This window comes from Streptomyces tailanensis, assembly GCF_008386495.1.
In the GTDB taxonomy this organism is placed as follows: Bacteria; Actinomycetota; Actinomycetes; order Streptomycetales; family Streptomycetaceae; genus Streptomyces; species Streptomyces tailanensis.
Genome location: NZ_VTHJ01000001.1, coordinates 16,431 through 39,775, shown reverse-complemented (window position 1 = coordinate 39,775; position 23,345 = coordinate 16,431). Strand labels below are relative to the sequence as shown.

Sequence of the window (23,345 nt, the reverse complement as noted above, 5' to 3'; positions counted from 1 at the left end):
CCGTTCGCTCTCCTGCGCAGGACGGCGCTGGTAGGGCGTGCGCATACTGGTGGGAGCCGTGAGTCGTTCGGGACTCCGGTCACGCCCCCCGAGGCCGATCGTGGAGGTCCACGTGATCTGGCCCGTGCTGTCGCCGTCCATGATCTCCCGGTCTGTGCGCTCCGCGACCGAGTGGTTGACCACCGTGGCAGCACCAGGGAAAGGGGACGCGCCCCGTACGCCACGGCTCTGGCGGACCGCCGGCGGTGTGCAGGTCGAGACCCGGCGGCTGGGGCTTCCCGGCACGGCGGGCGAGGCGCGCGAGGTGGAGAAGGCACTGCGCGGGGTGCCGGGTGTGAGCCGGGCCGAGGTGAACGGCGCCCTGGGCTGTGTGTACGTCGGCTGCGCGCCCGAGACCGATCTGGAGCGCGTCGTCGCCCTGGTCTCGGCCGCGGACGCCGCGGGGCCGGAGGCGGGCGGCACCGGACCGGACAAGGGTGAACGGGGCGCCGCCGCGCTGGGCTTTCCCGGCCGGGCGGGGGTGCTGGTCGAGGCGGGCGTTCACCTCGGTGCGGGCCTGGTGGCGGTGGGGGTGGCGTCGGTCGGCAACCTTCTGCGGCTGCGCGGGCTGCCGCCGGTGGTGATCTCGGCGGTCCAGCTCGTGGAGGCCACCCCGTGGCTGCGCGAGGGCATCGCCGACCGGTTCGGCGAGGTCGCCGCGGAGCGGGGCTGGCATGCGACGAACCTGCTGTTGACGACGTTGACGTTCCGGCCGCTCGGCGCCGCGGTGAACACCGTTCTGGCCGCCGCCCGGTACGCGGAGGTCCAGGGCCGCCGCAGGACCTGGGAGGAGTGGGCGCGCAGGCTCGCCGCGCACGAGGGGGCGTACCGCCATGACGCGGCGCCCGCCTACGCGCGGCCCGCCCCGCTGCCGCCGGGGCCGAGCGAGCGGTACGCCAATGTGGCGGTGCCGGCGTCCGTCGCGGCGTACGGCCTCACCGCGGTCGGCACGCTCAGCCACGACCGAGGGCTGGCGCTGCTGACCGCCGGGACACCGCGCGGCCCCCGCTACGGCGGCGAGTCGTACGCCTCCTCGGTGTCCAGGACCCTCTCCGACCGGGGAGCCCTGGTCCTACGGCCGCAGGCCCTGCGCCGCCTCGACCGCATCGACACCGTCGTCCTGGACGCCCGCGTGCTGGCCGACGGCGGCTGGATGGTCGAGGGCGTGGCCCGCCTGACACCGCCCGGCGGGCCGGGAGAAGGGGCGGCGGGCCTGAATGGCGAACTCCCGGACGGAACGGAGGGCGGCACGGACGCCGAGCACCCGAAGGAGGTGCGGACCGGAACGGACTCCGCGCACCCGGACGGGGCGGGGGACGACACGGAGGAGGCCGCACGCCCCGACGGGCTGGGGGGCGCCGCGGATGGGCCGCACGCGGCCACGACGGAAGCCGGGCCGGACGGCCGACGCACCGACGGCCCACAAGCCGACCCGAACGGTCAGCACACCGACGGCCCCCGACAGGGCCCGAACGGCCGCCCCGCCGACGACGCTCAACCCACCCCGGAAGACGACGAGTTGCACGCGCGGATCCTCGAACTGATCGAGCCGGGCGCGCCAGGCGAGCCGGGTCCGCGACGCGGCAAGGGGCGCGCCGTGCCATCCCAGTTGGCGGGGTGGGCGTTGGAGCCGTTCACGGACGCGGGCGGTGTGCCGGGGGGCGCGGTGGTGTCCGAGGAGACGGCCGCGTTGATGGAGCGGTGGGCCCAGGAGGGTGCGCGGGTCGTGCTCGTGTCGCGGGAGGGTACGCCGGTCGCCGTGGCCGGACTGGTACCCCAACTGCAGCCGCTGGCCCAGCACTTGGTGCGGGCGGCGCGGGAGTGCGGCGAGGTCCGGCTGGTGGGCGGCCCGCCGGGGCTGCACCGCCGCTTCGGCCTTCCCGAGGCGGCCCCGACCGGGCACCGCCGTACGGCCGCGCTGGTCCGCTCGCTCCAGGCCGAGGGCCATGGTGTGGCGGTGGTCGCGGCCCGGACGCGGCGCGCCTTCGCCCGGGCGGATCTGGCCGTCGGGGTGCTCGGCAGTGGCCGCCATGTGCCGTGGGACGCCCATGTCGCGGCCCCGCCGGATGTCGTCCATCTGCTGCTGACGGCGGTGCCGGAGGCCCGCCGGGTGAGTGTGCTGTGCACCCGGCTGGAGGGCGGCGGCGCCCTCGCGGGCTCGGCCCTCGGCCTCTTCGTACCCCATCCGAGGGCCTGGGCGCAGGCCCGGCTGGTGAGCGACGGGATGACCATCGCGGGGATCGCCGCGGGCTTCTGGGCGGGCCGGCGGCTGCACACCCGCCCGGCTCCGGCGGCCATCGAGCCCACGCCCTGGCACGCCATGACGGTACGTCAGGTGATGGCGCGGCTCGGCACCTCCTCCCGGGGGCTGGACGAGACCGAGGCCGTACGGCGCCGTCAGGTCGAGGGCGGTGACCGGCGCGCCGGTGCCGCCACCCTGCTCGGCCGGTTCGTGGAGGAACTGGCCAATCCGCTCACGCCCGTGCTGGCGATCGGCGGCGGCATCTCGGCGGCGCTGGGTTCCGTGGTGGACGCCGTCCTCATCGGCGGGGTGCTGGGTACGGACGCGCTGGTGGGCGGGGTGCAGCGGCAGAAGGCCGACCGGGCGGCCCAGCGGCTGGTCGAGGCGACCTCCGTACGGGTGCGGGTGCGCCGCCCGGACCGGTCCGAGGCGGTCGAGGCGGCCGCCGAGCACCTGGTGCGCGGCGATGTGATCGAACTCGAACCCGGTGACTCGGTCCCGGCCGACTGCCGGGTGGTGCGGGCGACGGGGCTGGAGACCGAGGAGTCCAGTCTCACCGGCGAGTCGCAGACCGTCGTGAAGAGCACGGCTCCGACGTCGGCCCGGGTCGTCGCGGACCGTACGTCGATGCTGTACCAGGGGACGACGGTGGCGGCCGGTCACGCGGTCGCCGTGGTCGTGGCCACCGGGACGGCCACCGAGGCGGGCAGCGCGGCGCAGACCGCTCCCGGGGAGGAGCCGCCGGCGAGCGGTGTGGAGCGGCGGCTGAAGACCCTGGGCCGGTGGTTCCTGCCGATGTCGGTCGCCTCGGGCGTCGTCCTCCTCGCCGTCGAACTGCTCCGCAGGCGTCCGCCGGGCGCCGCCCTGGGGTCGGCGGTCAGCCTGTGCGTGGCCGCCGTACCGGAGGGGCTGCCGTTCGTCGCTACGGTCGCGGAACTGGCCGCGGCCCGTCGGCTGTCCACCCGCGACACCCTCGTACGCGGCGCCTCCACCATCGAGGCGCTGGGGCGTACCGATGTGCTGTGCTTCGACAAGACCGGCACGCTCACCGAGGGCCGGATCAGCCTCCAGCAGGTGTCCGACGGGGTGGAGCGGAGCTCGCCCGACCGGCTGAGCCCGGCGCTGCGCCGGGTCGTGGCCGTGGCGGCGCTGGCCGGTCCGCCGGGGCCCGCCGCGTCCCTCGCCCATCCCACCGACCGTGCCATCGCGGCCGGGGCCGAGCTGCTGGGTGCCGCCCCGGCCCGGGCGGCGGGGCTGCCCGACGAGGCCTGGGACCGGGTGACGGAGCTGCCGTTCGAGCCCGGTCGGGGCTTCCACGCCGTGCTGGGGCGCTCCGGCGACCGGGCGCGGATCGTCGTCAAGGGGGCCCCCGAGGTCGTACTGGCCCGTTGCGACCGGATCCGCCGGGACGGCGGCAGCATGCCCTTCGACGACCGGGCGCGGGAGGTCATGGAGGCGGAGACCGACCGGCTGGCCCGCCAGGGCCTGAGGGTCCTCGCGGTGGCCGAGCACGTCCTGCCCGAGGACGCGCCGCGGGACGACACCGCGCTGGCCGACCTCGCGGACTTCAGCGACGAGAACCTCGACGGGCTGTGTCTGCTGGGGCTGCTGGGCCTCGCCGATCCCGTACGGGCGACCGCGGCCGAGAGCGTACGGCGGCTGGCCACGGCCGGGGTGCGCATCGTCATGGTCACCGGGGACCATCCCAGTACGGCGGCGGCGATCGCCCGGGAGCTGCGGCCTGAGGAGGAGCCCCGGCTGATGACCGGGGTGGAGCTGGACGCCCTCGACGACGCCGGGCTCGCGCGGGCGCTGCCGGGCGTCACCGTGTTCGCCCGGGTCACCCCGGCGCACAAGGTGCGTATCGTGCGCGCGCTGCGCTTGGCGGGCCGGATCGTGGCCGTGACCGGCGACGGCGCCAACGACGCGCCCGCCATCCGGATCGCCGACGTCGGCATCGCGCTGGGCTCCCGGGCGACTCCGGCGGCCCGTTCCGCCGCCGACGTGGTGGTCACCGACGACCGCATCGAGACCATCGTCGACGCCATCGTCGAGGGCCGGGCGATGTGGGCGTCGGTGCGCAAGGCGCTGGGCGTCCTGCTCGGCGGGAACGTCGGGGAGATCGTCTTCACCCTGGCGACGAGTGTGCTCACCGGGCGCAGCGCGCTGAACGCCCGCCAGCTCCTGCTGGTCAACCTGCTCACGGACATGCTGCCCGCCATGGCCATCGCCGCCCGCCCGCCCGCCGACCACGCCACCGACAGGCTGCTCACGGAGGGGCCCGAGGCGTCGCTCGGCGCGGCCCTGAACCGGCACATCCGGTTGCGTGCCGTCGTCACCACGGCGGCCGCCGCCGTGGCCTGGCTGGTGGCCCGGGCGACCGGTACGCGGGGGCGCGCCGACACCGTCGCGCTGGTCGCCCTGGTCTCCTCCCAGCTTTTCCAGACGCTGGCGGACGCGGGCCGCGATCCGGTGGTCGCGGCGGCCGTGGTGGGGTCCCTGGTGGTGCTGGGCGGGGTGGTGAGCGTGCCGGGGCTCAGCCACTTCTTCGGCAGCCGGCCGCTCGGCCCGGTGGGCTGGACGATCGCGCTGGCCTCGGCGGCGGGGTCCGTCGCGCTGCCTTCGGTGATGGGATCCGTCGCGAGTTCACCTGGACGTCATCTTGCGGCTGCCTCCCGGAAGCCCTGATACCGGACAAAGGAATGGCCCCCCGCACGATTCATATGAAAGTAGACGGAACCATGCCGCACTTCCTCGCCGCGATCCTGACCAACGTAGCCATCGCCGTGATCGAGGCCGCGCTGATCCGCCTGTCCATGGCCCTCTGGAAGGCGTTCCTCAACAGCGGGCGCCCGGCGGCCGCGTACGCCTGAGGCCGCTCGCTTCACAGGGTTCGTCGGGATCGTCTCGTTTACCCGATTTTTCGGGTTTGAGTCGTTTATCGCCACCCAAGGATGGAAGGCGCAGTAGGGAGAAGACTTTCACTCACGTCGCCCAGTATCGGGAGGGACGGAGATGACTTCCCCACAGACGCAGCAAGCACCGCAAACCGAGCAGGCGCAGCCGGAATCCGAGCGGCAACAGTCGGCCGAGCATCACGCGTACGACAAGGTCGTCCACCTGCACACCGCGCACCCACGGGTACCGATCCCGTATGTGACACCCGGTGACCTGTTCACGGGTGTCCGCAAGGGCATGGCGCGGTCGGGGCAGCAGGGCATGGCGCGGCTTCCCTCACCGCGCAAGCTGGCCTTCTACGGAGCGCTCGGCGGTATGGCCGCCGCCCAGATCATCGAGTGGCCGATCGCCCTCGCCGTCGGCGCCGCCACCGAAGTGATCACCCGCGAGCAGGCCGCACAGCGCCGCAGCGCCGAACAAGAACAGGGACAGCGCGAGCAAGGCGCCGACGAGGCCTCCGCCCGTACCGAGCAGCCCGCCGGCATGGTGCCGCCGACCGCACAGACAGCCACGAGCTGACCTTTCGCATCCCAAAACCCACAGGGCCGGAGCCGATATGCGCCCGGCCCCGCCGCATCCCCCACTCAAACGCCGCCCCACCTGCGCAAACTCCCGAGTAACACGGCACCCGGTGTCCCCGCCGGAGGCACCGCGTGCCTACTTTCTCGTGATCAAGAAGTTTTGCCTCTCAACCCTTTGATCGATCATCGATCAGCGAGTTACAGTCGCCGACGGGCCGCGCGGCGGGAGCCGCAGGGTGTTACCGCACCCAAGCCCTTCGCCCTGTCCTGCCAAAGACCAAGGGCAACCCCGAACCCTTACCGATGAGGGAACCCCCTTCGACTGAGGAAGGCGGCGCAATGACCGACCCCAACGCCATCCAGCCGAGCGCGCTCGACCAGCTCCCCGACCGCGATCCGGAGGAGACCGCCGAATGGCAGGCCTCGCTGGACGCCGTCACCAAGGCGGCCGGGCCGCACCGTGCCGCGTATCTGATGCGCCGCACCCTGGAGCGCGCGGAGGGCAACGGCATCGCGCTGCCCAAGCTGCTCGAGACGGACTACGTCAACACCATCCCCACCGCCGCCGAGCCGGGCGTGCCCGGTGACGAGGCGATGGAGCGCCGTATCACCGCGTGGAACCGCTGGAACGCGGCCGCGATGGTCACCCGCGGCTCCAAATACGGCGTCGGCGGCCACATCGCCACCTTCGCCTCCGCAGCCTGGCTCTACGAGACGGGCTTCAACCACTTCTTCAAGGGCAAGGAGGCCGACGGCTCGGGCGACCAGCTCTACATCCAGGGCCACGCCTCCCCCGGTATCTACGCCCGCGCTTTCCTCGACGGCCGCCTGAACGAGCAGCACCTCGACAACTTCCGCCGCGAGTCGGGCGGCAACGGCCTCCCGTCGTATCCGCACCCGCGGCGCCTGCCCTGGCTGTGGGAGTTCCCGACGGTGTCGATGGGCCTCGGCCCGCTCTCGGCGATCTACCAGGCGCGCTTCAACCGCTACCTGACCAGCCGCGGCATCAAGGACGTCTCCAACTCCCACGTCTGGGCGTTCCTCGGCGACGGCGAGATGGACGAGCCGGAGTCGACGGCGGCCCTCGCCCTCGCGAGCCGCGAAGGCCTGGACAACCTCACCTTCGTCATCAACTGCAACCTGCAGCGCCTCGACGGCCCGGTCCGCGCCAACTTCAAGATCGTGCAGGAGCTGGAGGCCCAGTTCCGCGGCGCCGGCTGGAACGTCATCAAGTCGCTCTGGGGCTCGGCATGGGACGAGTTGTTCCAGCTCGACACCACCGGCGCGCTCGTACGCCGTCTGCGCGAGGTACCGGACGCGCAGGTCCAGACGTACCAGACCCGCGACGCGGCCTACATCCGCCAGGACTTCTTCGGCGCCGACCCGGCACTCGTCGAGATGGCGAAGCTGCTGAGCGACGACAAGATCCTGGAGTGCTTCCACCTCTCCCGTGGTGGTCACGAGGCGCGCAAGGTGTACGCCGCCTACAAGGCCGCCGTCGAGTTCAAGGGCGCCCCGACCGTCATCCTGGCCCAGACCGTCAAGGGCTTCACCCTCGGCGAGGGCTTCGCGTCGAAGAACGCCAACCACCAGATGAAGAAGCTGTCGGTGGACGAGTTCAAGGCGATGCGGGATCTGCTGGAACTGCCGATCTCGGACGCGCGGTTCGTCGACGGTGTGGTGCCTTACGGCCACCCGGGCGCCGACTCCCCCGAGGTCCGCTACCTCCAGGAGCGCCGCGCGGCCCTCGGCGGCCCGGCCCCGGCCCGCCGTACGCACGCGCTCGCGCCCCTGCCCGCCCCCGCCGAGAAGGCGTTCACGTCCTTCGACAAGGGCTCGGGCTCCCAGAACGTGGCGACGACGATGGCCTTCGTACGCCTCATCAAGGACCTGGTCCGCGACAAGGAGACGGGCAGGCGCTGGGTGCCGATCGTGCCGGACGAGGCACGCACCTTCGGTATGGAGTCGCTCTTCCCCTCCCTCGGGATCTACTCCCCCAAGGGCCAGACGTACGAGCCGGTCGACCGTGACCAGCTGATGTACTACAAGGAGGCCAAGGACGGCCAGATCCTCAACGAGGGGATCACCGAGGCCGGTTCGATGGCGGACTTCATCGCCGCGTCCACCGCGTACTCCACGCACGGCGAGGCGATGATCCCCTTCTACATCTTCTACTCGATGTTCGGCTGGCAGCGCACCGCCGACCAGATGTGGCAGCTCGGCGACCAGCTCGGCCGCGGCTTCCTCGTCGGCGCCACGGCCGGCCGTACGACGCTGACGGGCGAGGGCCTCCAGCACGCGGACGGTCACTCGCCGGTGATCGCGGCCACGAACCCGGCGGCGCTGACGTACGACCCGGCGTTCGCGTACGAGGTCGCGGCGATCGTGAAGGACGGTCTCCGCCGCATGTACGGCGAGGCGGCCCCGGGTGAGGACCCGAACGTCTTCTACTACCTGACGGTCTACAACGAGCCCCTCCCCCAGCCCGCCAAGCCGGCCGGCCTCGGCATCGACGAGGGCATCGTCAAGGGCCTGTACCGCTTCAACACGGCGGAGTCGGCGGGGCTGTCGCCGGTGGCCAACGCCCCGCGGATCCAGCTGCTGGGGTCCGGCACGGCGATCCACTGGGCCGTCGAGGCGCAGAAGCTGCTCGCCGAGGAATGGGGTGTGGCGGCGGACGTCTGGTCGGCGACGTCCTGGTCGGAGCTCCGCCGTGACGCCCTGGAGGCCGACGCGGCCCTCCTGCGCGGCGAGGAGCGGGTGCCGTACGTCCGGCAGGCGCTGCAGGGTGCCGACGGGCCGGTGCTGGCGGTCTCCGACTACATGCGCCAGGTTCCCGATCAGATCGCCCAGTGGGTCGAGCAGGACTACTCCTCGCTGGGCGCCGACGGCTTCGGCCTGTCGGACACCCGCGAGGCCGCCCGCCGCCACTTCGGCGTCGACGCCCAGTCCATCGTCGTCGCCGCGCTGGCCCAGCTGGCGCGGCGGGGTGAGGTCAAGGCGACGGCGGTAAAGGAGGCGCGGGAGCGGTACGGGCTCTGACGCCGGGGGGCGGCGAGGGGTTTTCGCCCCGCGCCGCCCCTACCCGTCCCATGACGCTGAGGTAAATAATGCGCCTCAGCGGCCGCGTGGCTGAACGGCGAGCGCGGTTGGTGGTATTCCCAACGCGTCCAGTCGGGACAGGAGTTCCACTTCCTGTTCCTGTGTCACGGCAATCCACAGGGAGGTTCCCGAGTCACTGGCGCTGAAGATCAGCCGGTTCCCTCGTCGGCCTTCGGCGTTGATCGTGTGGGGAGCCAAGTCCAACATCAGCTCGAACTGCGCGTCGTCGTGGACGTCGATGTCGATCCCCATCCCGGGATCGGCGCGCCGGGAGCGATGGCCATCCGCCACCGCCTCCCGTGCCAGGGACAGCGCGCGTTCGTACGAGTGCAGCACAGCGGTTGGCCAGGCATCGTCGCTATAGGCGTCGAGGTGGGCTGCGTCGATGCCGGAACGCAGCACGCGAAGCGCCTCGCGGTAGACAAGCACGACGTCCGCAGGGCTCATTTCGCCCACGAGTACGAGTTCGCGGCGGCCTGAGCCGCCATCCTGGTTGATCACACGCATGACCTTCCCACACGCAGTCCCACCACGTGCCTGGAGGAAGACCGCCGCCACGTCATGATCTTTGTCAGACACGACGTAGGGCCCCGTCCGGCACGAGGATCATGCGTGCCGCCCTCGTGCCTCGCAGTATGTCCCACCTCGTCGCGTAGAGCGCCGGCATCTGGAACGGCAACCGCGAGGGTGCCTGGGTGAAGACCGAGGAGGACCCCTGCCCCGGGAGACGGGGAAGTTCCGCACGGCGGCGGAGTGGGAGGGGTAGGGGCGGCGGGGGCGAGAAAAGACCCCGCTCAGCCGCTCGCCGCCACCCGAATCGTCTCCTCGATCCCCGGATACGCGAACTCGAACCCCGACTCCAGCAACCGCGTCGGCACCGCCCGCGTACTCCCGAGAACATCCCCGGACACCTCACCGAGAACCAGCCGAAGCACGGGCGCCGGCACGGTGAAGAGAGTGGGCCGGCGGAGAACCCGCCCCATCGCCGCCGTGATCTCACGATTCGTCAGCGGCGCCGGCGCCGTCAGATTGAACGGCCCGGACAGCGACGGCGAGTCGATGAGATGACGCAACGCCGCGACCTCGTCCCGCAGCGCGATGAAGCTCCAGTACTGCCGCCCGTCCCCCATCCGCCCCCCGAGCCCGGCCTTGAACAGCGGGAACAACGGCCCCCACGCACCCCCACCCCGGGCCACTACCAGCCCCGTACGGGCGAACACCGTCCGGATCCCGGCAGCCGACGCGGCCTCCGTCGCCCCCTCCCACTCCACACACAACGACGGCAGGAACCCCTCCCCGGCCGGCGCCGACTCGTCCACCACCCGGTCGCCCGTGGAGCCGTAGAACCCGATCGCGCTGCCGTTGACGAACACACCCGGCGGCGCGTCCAGGGACGCGACGGCCTTCGCGAGCGTCGAGGTGCCGAGCACCCGGCTGCGGCGGATCGTCGCCTTGTACGCCTTCGTCCAGCGGCGGGACGCGACCCCCGCGCCCGCGAGGTTCACCACGGCCGCGCACCCCTCCAGCGCCGCCGCGTCGACCCGCCCGGCCTCCGGATCCCAGCGCGCCTCGTCCCGCGCCCGCGGCTCCCGCCGTACGAGCCGCAGCACCTCGTACCCGTCCGCCGTGAGGGAACGGGCCAGCGCCGAACCGATCAGGCCGGACGCCCCGGCGATCACGACACGGGAACCGGGCGGCGGCACGGACGGCACGGACGCATCATCGTTCATGCCCCCATCCTGCCGGTCAGCGGCCGAGCACGCGGGCCAGGGGTGGCGTACCGGCCGCCGTACAGTGACCGGCATGCCTGTTCCGTACATACGCCTCGCGACCCCGGACGACGAGGAGACCCTCGGCCGACTCGACCGCGTCACCTGGTCCCCGCCGCACTCCGTCCAGGAGCGCCCCAGACAGCCGTACGCCCCCTTCTTCAACGAGCGTTACGGACCCGGGGACCACCTCGTCGCCGAAGTCGCCGGCATCGTCGTCGGCTACGTCCGGCTCGGTCTGCCGTCACCCCTCGCCTGCAACGCGCACGTCCGCCAGATCCAGGGGCTCGTCGTCGCCGACGAGGCGCGCGGGGCCGGGGTCGGACGGACGCTGCTGCGGGCCGCGCAGGACGAGGCCCGGCGCAGAGGAGCCCGCCGGCTCACCCTGCGGGTCCTCGGGCACAACACCCCGGCCAGGAAGCTCTACGAGTCCGAGGGGTTCGTGGTGGAGGGGATCCTGCCGGAGGAGTTCCTGCTGGACGGGGCGTACGTGGACGACGTACTGATGGGCTGTCGGCTCTGACCACCCACCAACCCCCTTACGACGTCACGAAGTCGTGAGCTCTCCCGTGTCCACCGCCGTCGTCGAGGTCGCCGCCCGCTCCGCCTCGGCTGCGACCTCGTCCACGGTCAGGACGTATCCCGTCTCGGCGTCCGAGGTCGAGCGGGCGAAGACGACGCCGTAGACCTGGCCCTGGGTGGTGAGGAGGGGGCCGCCGGAGTTGCCGGGGCGGACGGTGGAGCGAATCGAGTAGATGTCGCGGGTGACCGTGTCGGTGTTGTAGATGTTGCGGCCGGTCGCGTCGATACGGCTGGCGACGGTGGCCGCCTGGAGGTCGAGGCCACCGTCCTCCGGGTAGCCGGCGACGACCGCCGCGTCGCCGCGCGAGGCGCTGTCGTCGAAGCGCAGGAGGGGCGCCCGCAGACCGGGGACGTAGAGCACCGCCACGTCCTTGTCGGCGTCGAAGAGCACCACGCGCGCCTCGTACGCCTTGCCCACGCCGCCCACGCGCACGCTCGGGTCGTCGATGCCGGCCACCACATGGGCGTTGGTCATCACATGCTCGGTGGCGTACACGAAGCCGCTGCCCTCGCGGCCCTGGGTGCCCGAGACGCCCTCGATCTTGACCGTGCTGTGCTTGGCGGCGCTGGTCGCGGCCGCCGTGACGCTGTCCCCGGAGGGCTTGGCGACCTCGGCCGTCGCCTCGTTCTCGAACGGGTTGAAGACCTGGGGGAAGCCCGCCTCGGTGAGCGCGGAGGTGGCGTTGGAGAACCAGGCCGGGGTGGTGTCCGGCATGGTGTTCTGCACGGCGCCGAGCAGCGCGGAGTTGCGGATCGAGTTGGTGACCACCGCGGAGGAGGAGGCCCCGAGGACGCTCGCGGCCACCCAGGCCACGATGAGCACGGCGACCGTGTTGGCCGCCGCCCCGCCGATGCCGTCGGCCATGCGCAGCGGGCTGCGGTCTATCTCCCGGCGCAGCGTCAGCGCCAGCCGGCCCGCCAGTTCGTGCCCGATCACCCCCGGTACCAGCACCGTCAGCACCGCCGTGACCGTCGCCGCCGGAGTGCCCGCCTCCACCAGCTCCATCACCCAGGGCAGCACCCACACGCCGATCGCCGCGCCGCCCACGAAACCGGCCAGGGACACACATCCCGCGACCAGGCCGCGACGGTACCCGGACGCCGCGTAGGCCAGGATCACCAGCATCAGCAGGATGTCGAGCACGTCCACTCCAGCCGCCTTTCTCTTGGGACCCTGTAGTACGCGTGGGTTGGGCGCAGTGATCAGCTACGTCCGTACGGCGCGTCGGCGGCGTACGAAAATCGGCCACCGGTGCGCCACATCTGCCTGGAACCGCGAAATCTGCCTGGAACCGTAAAACGTCCCGGACCGCGCAGTTGGTTCCTTCCACTTCCACCGGGTGGCACACCCCACATGCGGCGGGCGGACAGTCGGGGGAGGCTGGGCGCATGCGTGTGTTCCGGGTGTCGCGAGGGGCGCGAATGCGGCGGCTGTCACGCGTGTGGCGGCGCCGGACAAGTCACGCGCGTATACGGCTGCTCCGGGAGCGGACACGACTCGCCGACGCCGTGCTCCGCGCGCGGACGACCCTGCCCCGTCCCCTCCTCCTCACGCTGGCCTGTCTGCCGGGGCTGGCCGCCGTCCTGGCGCTGGTGCTGTACGCGATCGGCGTGGACCGTACGGCGCACCGCCCCGCCCGGCAGCCCGTCGAGACCCGTCCCGCCCTCCCGCACCAGGCGCCCAGACCCCCCATCGTGCCGAGGGCCCGCTGGCTGGCCGGGGACGCCCGCAGCCAGCCGCCCGCCCGCTACGACGACCGGGTCACCGCCGTCTTCATCCACCACACGGACTCGCCGATCGACTACGACTGCGCCGACGCCCCCCGCATCATCCGATACCTGTACGCGGGCCAGACCGGCGCCAAGGACTGGGACGACATCGGCTACAACTTCCTCGTCGACCGCTGCGGCACCATCTACGAGGGCCGCGCGGGCGGCGTCGACCGCCCCGTCACCGGCGCCCACACCCAGGGCTTCAACCACCGCACCACCGGCATCGCCGCCCTCGGCACCTTCACCGCCGGCGTGCCGGTCCCGCAGGCCATGACCGACGCGATCGCCGCCCTCGCCGCCTGGAAACTCGGCCTGACGGGCCTCGACCCACGCGGCAGCGTGCGCCTCACCTCCAGCAACAGCCTCAGCCGCTACGCCGCCGGCACCACCGCCCTGCTGCCCACCCTCGCGGGTCACAGCGACGGCTACATGACCAGCTGCCCCGGCGCGGCCCTCGCGGAACGCCTGCCCGCGATCAGAGAACTGGCGGCACGGCTCCAGGGACGACGGTCGTAGGACGGGGTAGGAGGGCTCTTACAGACGGTTCTCATCGGTCTGAGCCGGATCTCATGAGCTTCACAGACAGCGCGCCGAGGTCTCACAGACTTCTCCAAGATCCGCGCCCTAACTTCGTCGTGTCACGCCGACCGGAGGTGGGGAAGATGATGAGCAGCCGTACGAAGAACATGTCGAACACGTCCCGGAACCGGAACCCGAAGAGGTCCTGGTCCTCCGCCCTGCGGAGCCCCTGGACGGTGGCCTGCGCGACCGCCGTCGTCGTGCTCGGCCCGTCCGCGGTCACCGCGTCCGCGCTGGAGCGGGCCAACTCGGCCCCGCTGCACGGCGCGTCGGCCCCCGAGCACCCGGCCCCGGGCAGGGAACGCCACCGCGCCCAGCCGCACACCACCGAGCAGTACGCGTACCTGCCGCGCACGACGAGCCGCGGCCTGCGCGCCTGACCCTCTTACACCTGCTTACACCTGCTTAAACTTGGGTCCGGAACCGCTCCCAGAGCTTCGGATAGCGTTCCGCGAGGGCGGTCTCGTTCTCGAAGTCGACCGGGGTGCCCTCGGGTTCGCCGGGCGCGGGCGGGATGCCGAGGTCCGGGGCGACGACGCCGGTGAGCTGCTCGTACGCCTCGTCCGCGGCGTATCCCAGCTCCTCGCCGTCGCCGTCGATCTCCTCGTCGAAGTCGTCCAGCAGGTCGGCGAGCGAGTCCGGGTCGTGCACCGCGCCCTCGAAGACCTCCCGGCCCTGGCCGATCAGCCAGCACCGGAAGAAGTCGAACGCGTCGTCGCTGGCCCCGTCCAGCAGCACCCAGGCGGCGCCCCACACATCCCAGGTGTACGCGCGGTTGTAACGCGACTCGAAGTGCCGGGCGAAGTCCAGCACGGCCTCCGGGTCGAGCCGGCCGAGCCGTTCCACGAGCAGGTCGGCGTGGTCCTCGGGATCGCCCTCGGCGTCCTCCCGGGTTGTGTCCACCAACTCCCAGAACTCCGTCTCGTCCATCACGGGACAAGCATCGTGCCTGGAGGGGTGGGACGCACGTGGAGGGCGACGGATTGTCGGCCCGCGCGCTGTGTCCCGCGTCACGTGTACAGCGCGGCGAGCCGCCGCGCGTCGTCCGCGAACCGGGCCCGGAGGGTTTCGGGCGCCAGCACCTCGACCTCCGGTCCGAGCGCCGTGAGCTGGCTGTGCGCGACCTCCTCCGACTCGACCCCGAGCGTGACCGTGACCCGGCCGCAGTCGTCGGGGCCGTCGGTCACCGCCGTGAGCGCGTCCCGGGCCGCGACGGGATCCACGGCGTACGGCAGCCTCCGCACACCTTCCGCCGAGAGCCGTACGACGACCTCGGCACGCAGGATCGAGCGGGCGAACCGCTCGGCTTGGTCGTCCCAGTAGCGGGGAAGGTCGAAGTCTTCGTCACGGACGAACCGATCGGAGCCGGTGTCGACCGTGGTGAAGCGGTCGATGCGATACGTACGGAAGGAGCCGGGGGCGGGCTCCGGGACGCGTGCGCACAGGTACCAGACCCCGGCCTTGAGTACGAGACCGTACGGCTCCAGCACCCGCTCGACCTCGGTATCTCCCCGCCGGTAGCGCGCGGTGATCCGGCGGTCGTCCCACACCGCGTCCGCGATGGCGGGGAGGAGTTCGGGGGTCTTGGGTTCGTTGAACCAGCCCGGGGCGTCGAGGTGGAACCGCTGGGCGGCGGTGCGGGGGGCGTCGCGGAGGGAGGGGAGGAGGGCGGCCGACACCTTCAGCCGGGCGGCGGAGGCCGCGTCCTCCAGACCCATGTCGCGCAGGGCGCCCGGTACGCCGGACAGGAACAGCGCCTCGGCCTCGTTCCGGGCCAGCCCGGTGAGGCGTGTCCGATAGCCACCGATGAGCCGGTACCCGCCCGCCCGGCCCCGGTCCGCATAAACCGGAACCCCGGCCTCCGACAGCGCCTGGGCGTCCCGGGTGACCGTCCGCTCCGACACCTCCAGCTCGCGGGCCAGTTCAGCGGCGGTCATGGACGCCCGCGACTGAAGAAGCAGCACCATCTTGATGAGCCGAGCAGCACGCATGCGTTCAGCCTGCCATGATCCGCCTTCCGGGAATCCGCTCCCCGACGCCCGTGCGTGCGGGCGATCTTCTAGGCTTGGCGGCGGACTCGGCGGGCAGCGGGGAGGGCGCTATGCGGGGGGCGATGCTGGACGGCCGGTATGAACTGGTCGAGCGGCTGGGGCGGGGCGCGATGGGCCAGGTGTGGGGCGCCCGTGACAAGCGGATGCAGCGCGACGTCGCGGTCAAGCTCGTCACCGCGCTGCCGCGGCTGGGCGAGCACGAGACGTTCCTCAGGTTCCAGCGCGAGATCAGGTCCGCCGCCGGGCTGCCCGGCCGCCACACCGTGATCGCCCACGACTGCGGCGAGGCCGACCTCGACGGCGAACGGGCCCTGTACATGGTGATGGAGCGCCTCACCGGGCGCACCCTCGCCGACGCCGTCTTCGAGCGACGGCCGCACTGGACACGGGCGGTCGGCTGGGGGCGCCAGGTCGCGCAGGCCCTCGACGCCGCGCACGGGCAGGGCATCGTGCACCGCGACATCAAGCCGGACAACATCATGTTCGCCGGGGACGGCGACCTAAAGGTGCTCGACTTCGGCATCGCCAAGTTCCTCGGTGACACGGTGCTGGTCAGCGGGCTCACCGGCACCGGTGTGGTCATGGGCACGCTGCTGTACATGTCACCGGAGCAGGCGCGCGGCGAGCAGTCCGTGGATCACCGCACCGATCTGTACTCCTTCGGCTGCGTGCTCTACTTCATGCTCACCGGCCGGCCGCCGCTCGTCGCCGACAACCAGTTCGCGCAGATGCACTTGATCGCCGTCGGGCAGGTCGAGCCACCGCACCTGCTGAACCCCGAAGTTCCGGCCGAGCTGAGCGCGTTGGTGATGCGCCTGCTGGCCCGCGAGCCCGACGCCCGCCCCGGCGCTGCCCGCGAGGTCGTCGACCAACTCGCCGCGTTGGAGGAGAGGCCGGCATCCGTTCCGTCCGGGGCCCACGCGGTGGACGCCGACGCGATACGCGAGGAGGCCCTGCGCGCGGCCCAGCAGCACCGCGCGCTCGCGGAGTCCGCGGCCCAGCAGGTACGCGACGATGTCGAGGCCTATGCCGAGGAGCGCAAGGCCGAGGCCGAGAACGAGGGCGTCCGGATCGTCGAGAGGGCCAAGAGCGAGGCCTCCCGGCTGCGGGCTGAGGCGCAGACGGACGTGCGGCTCAAGCGCGAGGAGGCTGACGCCCTCTTCGAGGAGACCCGTGCAAAGGCCGCGCGGGCCGCCGCAGACTTCGAGACGAACCTCGCCAAGCGGCGTGAGCAGTCCGAGCGCGACCTGGCCACCCGCCAGGCCAAGGCCCAGCAGCGGCTCGCCGAGATCGAGCACCGCGCGGAGCAGCTGCGTCTGGAGGCCGAGAAGCTGCGCGTCGACGCCGAGCGCCGTGCCCGCCAGGTGGTAGCCACCGCCATGCGTCAGGCCGAGGACATCGTGGCCGACGCCAACGCCAAAACCGACCGGATCCAAGGGCTGGACGCGTTCAGCGACCTGCGCGAGACCGTGGCCGCGATTCTCGCCGACAGCAAGTTCACCCCGGTCGGCGGCCTCGTCGAACAACGGGCCGCGATCTTGGACCGCCTCTCCGACCTGCACGACGCCTTGGCCGTACGGCCCACCCCCCAGTCACACCCGGACCCCTACACAGGCACCCAGGCTTTTTAGGGGCGCGGGGAACTGCGCGAGCAACCCAACACAACCGTCACGGACACACGCACCTCAGCCACCCCCCTCATCCCCCAGCGGGGGTCTGGGGGCGGAGGCCCGTGGCGGTGCGGGGGCGAGGAGGCACGGCCCCTGGCGGGGTCGAAGGGGCAGCCTCCCCTGGGGATGGGACGGGTAGGGGCGGCGGGGGCGAAACCTCCCCGGCCGGACGCCGGGCGCACAGGTGCCCCGGCCATGCCCCCGTGCGAGGTCACACGCTACTTCCCCGGCTCGCCCCCACCCCTTCACCCTCGTCGCGAACTCAGGTATTTCAGAAGGGCGTTGGGGGCATGACCTCCCCAGCAGCCGCGCGACCTCCGGGAGGGGCCCGTGCTTGAGCCGGTGTACCAATCGACGTACTCAGCGGACACGGAACCCGTGGACGTCATCGTCGTGGGAGCCGGCGTGGCCGGCCTCGCGGCGGCCGGTCATCTGACCAGGGCGGGTCTGACGACCACGGTCCTGGAGGCCACGCCGGCCATCGGCGGCCGGATGGCCACGGAGAAGGTCGACGGCTTCCGCCTCGACCGCACCGCCCCACTGCTCTCCACGTCCTACCCCGAGCTGCGTCGAACGCCGGGCCTGGACACCCTGCCGCTGCGCCCGTTCGCCCCCGGCGTCCTGCTGCACGCCGACGGCCATCATCACCGCGCCGGCGCCACCCCGACCCTCCGAAGCGCAAGGGGCGCACTCACAGCCGCGCGCGCCCTCGCAAGCGCCCCCAGGCTGCCCCGCAACCAGAGCCGTTCCCCGGGCCGTTCGGCCGGTACGCGTCCGGGCCGCCTGGGCTCCCCCGCCGACCAGTCCCGGCTGGCCATGGCCCTGGCCCGGCTCGCCGCGACCGCGCCGGCGCGGCTCGCCACCCGGGCGGAGGTGCCGATCGCCGAGGCGCTGGCGACCCGGGGTTTCCCGCCCCGGACGATCGACGGTTTCGTACGGCCGCTGCTGGCCGCCCTGCTCGCCGACCCGACGCTCCAGACCTCCAGCCGCTGCGCCGACCTGGCCCTGCACGCCTTCGCGACGGGCCGACTGTGCATACCGGAGGGCGGCGCCGACACCCTGCCGGAGCTCCTCGCGGCCGCCCTTCCGCCGGGCACCGTCCGCACGGGGGTCCGGGCCACCGAGATCAGCACGACCTCGGTGACGACGGCGGACCACGGTGAACTCCCCTGCCGTTCCGTGGTGCTGGCCACGGACGCCCGGTCCGCCGCGGAACTGCTCCCCGGGCTGCGCGTACCGGAGTTCCACCCGGTGACGGTCCTGCACCACGCGACGGACGAGCCCCCGCTCGGCGAACCGGCGCTGCTCCTCGACGCGGACCGCAGCGGGCCCGTCTCGCACACCGCGGTCATCAGCCAGGTCGACCCGGCCCGGGCCCCGGCGGGCCGCGCTCTGATCACGTCCACCGTGCTGGGCACTCCCCCGGACCCCGCGCACCTCGACGCCACGGTCCGCGCCCAACTGGCCCGTCTCTACCGGACGTCCACGACCCGCTGGGAGCTCCTCGCGGTCCACCACACCCCCGAGGCCGTCCCCGCGATGCCCGCACCGCACGACCCGCGCCGCCCGGTACGCCTCCTCGCCGGCCTCTACGTCTGCGGCGACCACCGCGACACCAGCACCGTCCAGGGCGCCCTCCACTCGGCCCGCCGAGCCGCCCACGCCATCCTCACCGACCTCGACGCCCACCCGACGCCGCAGGAAGAGCCCCTGGAAAACGCCGCGTAGGCCGGGAGGGGGCGCCCTGTCACCGGGCGCCCCCTCCTCATCGTCCCCCTATCCCAACGCCGCCACCTTGTCCCGATACCCCCGGACCGGTGCCGCGTCCCGGTACGGCTCCAGCCTGCGCTCGAAGTCCCGTACGTACTCCACGGCCCGCACCGACCGCATCTCCGCGGCCTGCCCTGCGGCCTCCGCGCCCAACTGACAGGCTTGGTCCAGCTCCCCGAGCCCGAGCCGGGCGGAGGCGAGGACGACCCGGCAGAAGAGGCGGCTGCGGGCGTACGCGGGGGCGCGCAGTTGCAGCGAGCGCTCGGCGTGCTGGGCGGCGGCGCGGTACTGCTGGAGGTCGCGGTGGCTGTGCCCGAACTCGTCGGCGAGCTGGGCCTCGTCGAAGAACCGTGCCCAGTAGGGGACTTCATCCCCGGGCCGGGCCGTCTCCAGGGCCCGCTCGGCCCGGACCAGCGCGGCCGTGGAGGCCCGCACCTCCCCGAGCACCGCGTGCCCGCGCGCCTCGACGGCGTGCAGCAGCGACTGCACGACCGGCGGCACGGCCGACCCGACGCCCTGCTGAGCGACGCGCGCGAGCTGCACGGCCTCCCGTCCGTGCCCCAGATAGACCGCCTGACGGCTCATCGTGACCAGGACGTACGCCCCGTACGCCCGGTCCCCCGCCGCCTGCGCCAGCCTGAGCGCCTGCACGAAGTACCGCTGGGCGAGCCCGTGGGCACCGATGTCGTACGAGGTCCAGCCGGCCAGCCGGGTGAGGTCGGCGGCGGCGGCGAAGAGCCTCCGGCCGGTCTGTTCGCCGTACGCGCCGCGCAGCATCGGCTCGGCCTCGTGCTCCAGATAGCGCACCAGGGCCTGGCGGGCGTGGCCGCCGCCGTAGGCGTCGTCGAGGGCGCGGAAGAGTTCGCCGACCGAGCGGAGGGCGGCGATGTCCCCGCCGGTGACCTTCTGGCCGGGGCCGCGCTCGGTCTGGCTGCGCTGCCGGGGCAGGGCCGGGCGGCCCTGCGGGGGGACGCGGGGGGTGCCGCCGGGATCACCCCGGCCCACCCGGTCGTCGGCGCGGCCGATCAGCCAGTCCCGGCTCGGCACGACGAGCCCGGCGGGTGTGAAGGCGATCTTCCGCAGCTCGGCGTGGCTGCCGGAGTCCTTGCGCCACAGCCCGCTGACGATGTCGATGGCCTCCTCGGGGGTCGCGGCGAACTCCAGCCCCGCGTACACGGGGGCGCAGGCGTCCAGGCCGAGGTCCTGGGCGGTGAGCCTGCGGCCGAGGCGGCGGGTGAACACCTCGGCGATGAGCGCGGGGGTCGTCCCCCTGGGCTGCTGACCGCGCAGCCACCGGGTGACCGACGTCTTGTCGTATCTGAGATCGAGGCCGTGTTCGAGACCGAGCTGGTCCACACGGCGCGCTAGTCCCGCGTTCGAGAACCCCGCTTCTGCGATGAGGGCGGCGAGCTGGCGGTTGGGGGTGCGCTGCGCGGGTCGTTCCGTCATCTGCGGTGCGGTCTCCTGCCTTCCGGGTGTTGGCGGGGTTTCCCGGATTGCCTGGTGAGAAGCCTTTTGCGGCCTTGTGAACGGCGCGAATGTAGCGGAGAGTAAGCGCCTGATCGCACACTTTCGTGTCCATTCATCCGATCGTGTGAGGATTCACTGCGCGGCTGACGAGAAAGGCCTCCGTCGCGCGCCGGTGCTTCCCGTCGTACGCCGGGCGGTCACGGAGTACGACGGGGGCGGGCATGGAGTACGGCACCCGGTCGTACGGTCGTACAGTGGCGTGGGCGCGTTATGTGCCTGACACAGCTTGGCTGACACAGCTATCGCGGTGCCGCCGCACGGCCGTACCGCCGAGGGAGGCGCTTGCCGTGAGTGGGTTGCGGTTCGTCCGCATGGGGTTCGGCACGGAGGCCGTCGAGTACCAGGAGGCGTGGGACGAGCAGCGCCGGGTGCACGCGGCGCGCTTCGCCGACGAGATCGACGACACCGTGCTGCTCCTGGAGCACCCCCCGGTCTACACGGCGGGCCGGCGCACGGCCGACAACGAGCGCCCCCTCGACGGCACGCCCGTCGTGGACGTCGACCGCGGCGGCAAGATCACCTGGCACGGCCCCGGGCAGCTCGTCGGCTACCCCATCCAGAAGCTGCCGCGCCCGGTGGACGTCGTGGCCCATGTACGGCGGCTCGAAGAGGCCCTGATCCTCACGTGCGCGGAGTTCGGCCTGGAGACGACCCGGGTCGAGGGCCGGAGCGGGGTGTGGGTGCTGGGCGCCCCGGTCGAGCAGCGGCTGGGCGGGCTGTCGCTGGATCTCGACCCCCGGATGACCGACGAGGAGTTCGACCCGCGCTTCAACGGGCCCGAGTACGCGCCCTCCAACGCCGGCCAGCGGCGCGAGGACCGCAAGGTCGCGGCGATCGGCATCCGCGTCGCAAAGGGCGTCACGATGCATGGCTTCGCGCTGAACGTGAACCCGGACAACGTGTGGTTCGACCGCATCATTCCCTGCGGTATCCGTGACGCCGGTGTCACGTCCCTGGCGAACGAACTCGCCCGCGACATCACCATCGCCGAGGTCCTACCCGTGGCCGAGAAGCACCTGCGGGAGGTTCTGGAGAACGCGGACCTGAAGCCACGAGAGGTGGAACGGGCACCGGCGTGACCCGCCGGAGAGTTCCTCGCCCCCGCCGCCCCTACCCGTCCCTCCCCCATCCAGGGGCTGCGCCCCTTCGACCCCCTTGGGTGCGTTTGCGGGTGCGGGTGGGTGGGGGCTTGTCGCGCCCACGCGGCGGGGCCGCATATGCCACAGCCCCGCGCCCCTGGTTACCCGGGGGCACTCCCTGCTTTTAAGGGGCGCGGGGAACTGCGCGAGCAACCCAACACAACCCGCACCCGCCCACGAACCCGCAACCCCCGAGCTCTCAGGCGTGCGGGGTCGAAGGGGCGGCAGCCCCTGGATGGGGGTCCCCCCACTCTCGAGCGAAGCCGAGAGTGGGGGAGGGACGGGTAGGGGCGGCGGGGGCGAAAAGGGAATGCCGCCCCGATCGCGAAGGTTGCCCACCCAGGGAACCGAGAACCGCACGGGCGTACGCTGGTGTACGCCGAAGAATCGAAGCACAGGGAGCCGATGTGTCCGCAGTCTCACCCGACGGACGCAAGATGCTGCGCCTGGAGGTCCGCAACAGCCAGACCCCCATCGAGCGCAAGCCCGAGTGGATCAAGACCCGGGCGAAAATGGGCCCCGAGTACACGAAGATGCAGAGCCTCGTGAAGAGCGAGGGCCTGCACACGGTCTGCCAGGAGGCGGGCTGCCCCAACATCTACGAGTGCTGGGAAGACCGCGAGGCCACCTTCCTCATCGGCGGCGACCAGTGCACCCGCCGCTGCGACTTCTGCCAGATCGACACCGGCAAGCCCGAGGCCCTCGACCGCGACGAGCCCCGCCGCGTCGGCGAGTCCGTGGTCACCATGGACCTGAACTACGCCACCATCACCGGCGTCGCCCGCGACGACCTCCCCGACGGCGGCGCCTGGCTGTACGCCGAGACCGTACGGCAGATCCACCAGCAGACGGCGGAGCGCGAGGCCGGCCAGACCAAGGTCGAGCTCCTCGCCCCCGACTTCAACGCCGTCCCGGAGCTGCTGGAAGAGGTCTTCGCCTCCCGCCCCGAGGTCTTCGCGCACAACGTCGAGACGGTCCCCCGCATCTTCAAGCGCATCCGCCCCGGCTTCCGCTACGAGCGCTCCCTGAAGGTCATCACCGAGGCCCGCGACTACGGCCTGGTCACCAAGTCGAACCTGATCCTCGGCATGGGCGAGACCCGCGAGGAGGTCAGCGAGGCGCTCCGGCAGCTGCACGACGCCGGCTGCGAGCTGGTCACCATCACCCAGTACCTGCGCCCGAGCGTCCGCCACCACCCCGTGGAGCGCTGGGTCAAGCCGCAGGAGTTCGTCGAACTGAAGCAGGAGGCCGACGGGATCGGCTTCTCCGGCGTGATGTCCGGCCCGCTCGTCCGCTCCTCGTACCGCGCCGGCCGCCTGTACCAGATGGCCATCGAGAAGCGGGGTTCCTACGTCGCTTCGCAGGCCGTCTGACCACTCCGCCAAATGGCACGCAGTGCCACACGGTCGTGTGAATCTGAGCACAAGCGGCTACCCGTCAGTAACGGCCGATTGACCGCGGCCCCGACCGTCCTCGCAGATGAGGGCCCTGTCGGGGTCGCGTCGGCGTTCAAGGGCCGCCCATCAAGGTTTCATTGGTGTTTGACCGGTCGGTCACGCCCTGGTAACACCAATCAGTGACCCTGGTTTTACACCCCGTACAGCTCTCACCAGAGCACCA

16 protein-coding genes and 1 pseudogene are annotated in these 23,345 nt (G+C 72.3%); 11 read left to right on the top strand and 6 right to left on the bottom strand.

The genetic code is table 11. The features are described 5' to 3' along the window. Positions 1–112: 112 nt before the first annotated feature. The 4 genes from F3T56_RS00165 to aceE all read left to right on the top strand — a co-directional run bounded on the left by F3T56_RS00165 (position 113) and on the right by aceE (position 8,802). Positions 113–4,969 carry a cation-translocating P-type ATPase gene (locus F3T56_RS00165; protein WP_246203306.1) on the top strand — a complete coding sequence of 1,619 codons (4,857 nt, stop codon included), beginning with the start codon at positions 113–115 and terminating at the stop codon, positions 4,967–4,969. Positions 4,970–5,004: 35 nt separating this feature from the next. Continuing rightward, positions 5,005–5,154 carry a hypothetical protein gene (locus F3T56_RS45965; protein WP_172638739.1) on the top strand — a complete coding sequence of 50 codons (150 nt, stop codon included), beginning with the start codon at positions 5,005–5,007 and terminating at the stop codon, positions 5,152–5,154. Positions 5,155–5,296: 142 nt separating this feature from the next. Further along, positions 5,297–5,758, top strand: coding sequence for a hypothetical protein (locus tag F3T56_RS46840; RefSeq protein ID WP_216372909.1), 462 nt, complete (start codon positions 5,297–5,299; stop codon positions 5,756–5,758). 341 nt (positions 5,759–6,099) lie between these two features. Next, positions 6,100–8,802: a pyruvate dehydrogenase (acetyl-transferring), homodimeric type gene (aceE, locus tag F3T56_RS00155; protein ID WP_149822562.1), complete on the top strand. Its 2,703-nt coding sequence runs from the start codon at positions 6,100–6,102 to the stop codon at positions 8,800–8,802. A gap of 75 nt (positions 8,803–8,877) precedes the next feature. Here aceE and F3T56_RS00150 read toward each other — a convergent pair whose 3' ends face one another. Then, positions 8,878–9,363 (bottom strand): hypothetical protein, encoded by a 486-nt coding sequence (locus tag F3T56_RS00150; protein WP_149822561.1) that lies wholly within the window; start codon positions 9,361–9,363, stop codon positions 8,878–8,880. Positions 9,364–9,656: 293 nt separating this feature from the next. Beyond that, the gene (locus F3T56_RS00145; protein ID WP_149822560.1) at positions 9,657–10,592 is read right to left on the bottom strand and encodes a TIGR01777 family oxidoreductase; all 936 of its coding nucleotides are present in this window, start codon (positions 10,590–10,592) and stop codon (positions 9,657–9,659) included. A gap of 73 nt (positions 10,593–10,665) precedes the next feature. Here F3T56_RS00145 and F3T56_RS00140 point away from each other — a divergent pair, with 73 nt between their 5' ends. Further along, the gene (locus F3T56_RS00140; protein WP_172638738.1) at positions 10,666–11,154 is read left to right on the top strand and encodes a GNAT family N-acetyltransferase; all 489 of its coding nucleotides are present in this window, start codon (positions 10,666–10,668) and stop codon (positions 11,152–11,154) included. A 24-nt stretch (positions 11,155–11,178) separates the two neighbouring features. Here F3T56_RS00140 and F3T56_RS00135 read toward each other — a convergent pair whose 3' ends face one another. Beyond that, complete coding sequence (locus tag F3T56_RS00135; RefSeq protein ID WP_149822559.1) at positions 11,179–12,363, bottom strand: MarP family serine protease; 1,185 nt, start codon at positions 12,361–12,363, stop codon at positions 11,179–11,181. 272 nt (positions 12,364–12,635) lie between these two features. Here F3T56_RS00135 and F3T56_RS00130 point away from each other — a divergent pair, with 272 nt between their 5' ends. After that, entirely contained in the window at positions 12,636–13,502 is an 867-nt protein-coding gene (locus F3T56_RS00130; protein ID WP_149822558.1) for a peptidoglycan recognition protein family protein, read from the top strand. Positions 13,503–13,648: 146 nt separating this feature from the next. Then, complete coding sequence (locus F3T56_RS00125; protein ID WP_149822557.1) at positions 13,649–13,945, top strand: hypothetical protein; 297 nt, start codon at positions 13,649–13,651, stop codon at positions 13,943–13,945. A gap of 25 nt (positions 13,946–13,970) precedes the next feature. Here the strand turns inward: F3T56_RS00125 and F3T56_RS00120 are convergent, their stop codons facing one another. Together F3T56_RS00120 and F3T56_RS00115 are read right to left on the bottom strand one after the other, a co-directional pair. Further along, positions 13,971–14,495, bottom strand: a complete 525-nt coding sequence (locus F3T56_RS00120) for a DUF4240 domain-containing protein (RefSeq protein WP_149822860.1) — start codon at positions 14,493–14,495, stop codon at positions 13,971–13,973. Positions 14,496–14,575: 80 nt separating this feature from the next. Next, positions 14,576–15,556, bottom strand: a complete 981-nt coding sequence (locus F3T56_RS00115) for a helix-turn-helix transcriptional regulator (RefSeq protein ID WP_149822556.1) — start codon at positions 15,554–15,556, stop codon at positions 14,576–14,578. Positions 15,557–15,570: 14 nt separating this feature from the next. Between F3T56_RS00115 and F3T56_RS49965 the strand changes: the two are divergent. After that, positions 15,571–17,053 (top strand): annotated as a pseudogene (locus F3T56_RS49965) (serine/threonine-protein kinase); the annotation flags it as partial. Positions 17,054–17,616: 563 nt separating this feature from the next. Continuing rightward, entirely contained in the window at positions 17,617–19,014 is a 1,398-nt protein-coding gene (locus F3T56_RS00105; RefSeq protein ID WP_149822554.1) for an NAD(P)/FAD-dependent oxidoreductase, read from the top strand. A gap of 48 nt (positions 19,015–19,062) precedes the next feature. Here the strand turns inward: F3T56_RS00105 and F3T56_RS00100 are convergent, their stop codons facing one another. Next, positions 19,063–20,505: an NsdA family TPR-like regulatory protein gene (locus F3T56_RS00100; RefSeq protein WP_149822553.1), complete on the bottom strand. Its 1,443-nt coding sequence runs from the start codon at positions 20,503–20,505 to the stop codon at positions 19,063–19,065. Between the two features lie 368 nt (positions 20,506–20,873). Here F3T56_RS00100 and lipB point away from each other — a divergent pair, with 368 nt between their 5' ends. Then, a complete protein-coding gene (lipB, locus tag F3T56_RS00095) occupies positions 20,874–21,665 on the top strand; it encodes a lipoyl(octanoyl) transferase LipB (RefSeq protein ID WP_149822552.1) in 792 nt (263 codons plus the stop codon). Between the two features lie 467 nt (positions 21,666–22,132). Further along, entirely contained in the window at positions 22,133–23,098 is a 966-nt protein-coding gene (gene lipA, locus F3T56_RS00090) for a lipoyl synthase (protein WP_149822551.1), read from the top strand. Positions 23,099–23,345 lie beyond the last annotated feature (247 nt).

What these genes read in the sequence shown, in the direction of transcription:
- F3T56_RS45965 (WP_172638739.1), top strand. Translation starts at nt 5,005, where the DNA reads ATGAAAGTAGACGGAACCATGCCGCACTTCCTCGCCGCGATCCTGACC.
- F3T56_RS46840 (WP_216372909.1), top strand. Translation starts at nt 5,297, where the DNA reads ATGACTTCCCCACAGACGCAGCAAGCACCGCAAACCGAGCAGGCGCAG.
- aceE (WP_149822562.1), top strand. Translation starts at nt 6,100, where the DNA reads ATGACCGACCCCAACGCCATCCAGCCGAGCGCGCTCGACCAGCTCCCC.
- F3T56_RS00145 (WP_149822560.1), bottom strand. Translation starts at nt 10,592, where the DNA reads ATGAACGATGATGCGTCCGTGCCGTCCGTGCCGCCGCCCGGTTCCCGT.
- F3T56_RS00140 (WP_172638738.1), top strand. Translation starts at nt 10,666, where the DNA reads ATGCCTGTTCCGTACATACGCCTCGCGACCCCGGACGACGAGGAGACC.
- F3T56_RS00130 (WP_149822558.1), top strand. Translation starts at nt 12,636, where the DNA reads ATGCGGCGGCTGTCACGCGTGTGGCGGCGCCGGACAAGTCACGCGCGT.
- F3T56_RS00125 (WP_149822557.1), top strand. Translation starts at nt 13,649, where the DNA reads ATGATGAGCAGCCGTACGAAGAACATGTCGAACACGTCCCGGAACCGG.
- F3T56_RS00120 (WP_149822860.1), bottom strand. Translation starts at nt 14,495, where the DNA reads ATGGACGAGACGGAGTTCTGGGAGTTGGTGGACACAACCCGGGAGGAC.
- F3T56_RS00115 (WP_149822556.1), bottom strand. Translation starts at nt 15,556, where the DNA reads ATGCGTGCTGCTCGGCTCATCAAGATGGTGCTGCTTCTTCAGTCGCGG.
- F3T56_RS00100 (WP_149822553.1), bottom strand. Translation starts at nt 20,505, where the DNA reads ATGACGGAACGACCCGCGCAGCGCACCCCCAACCGCCAGCTCGCCGCC.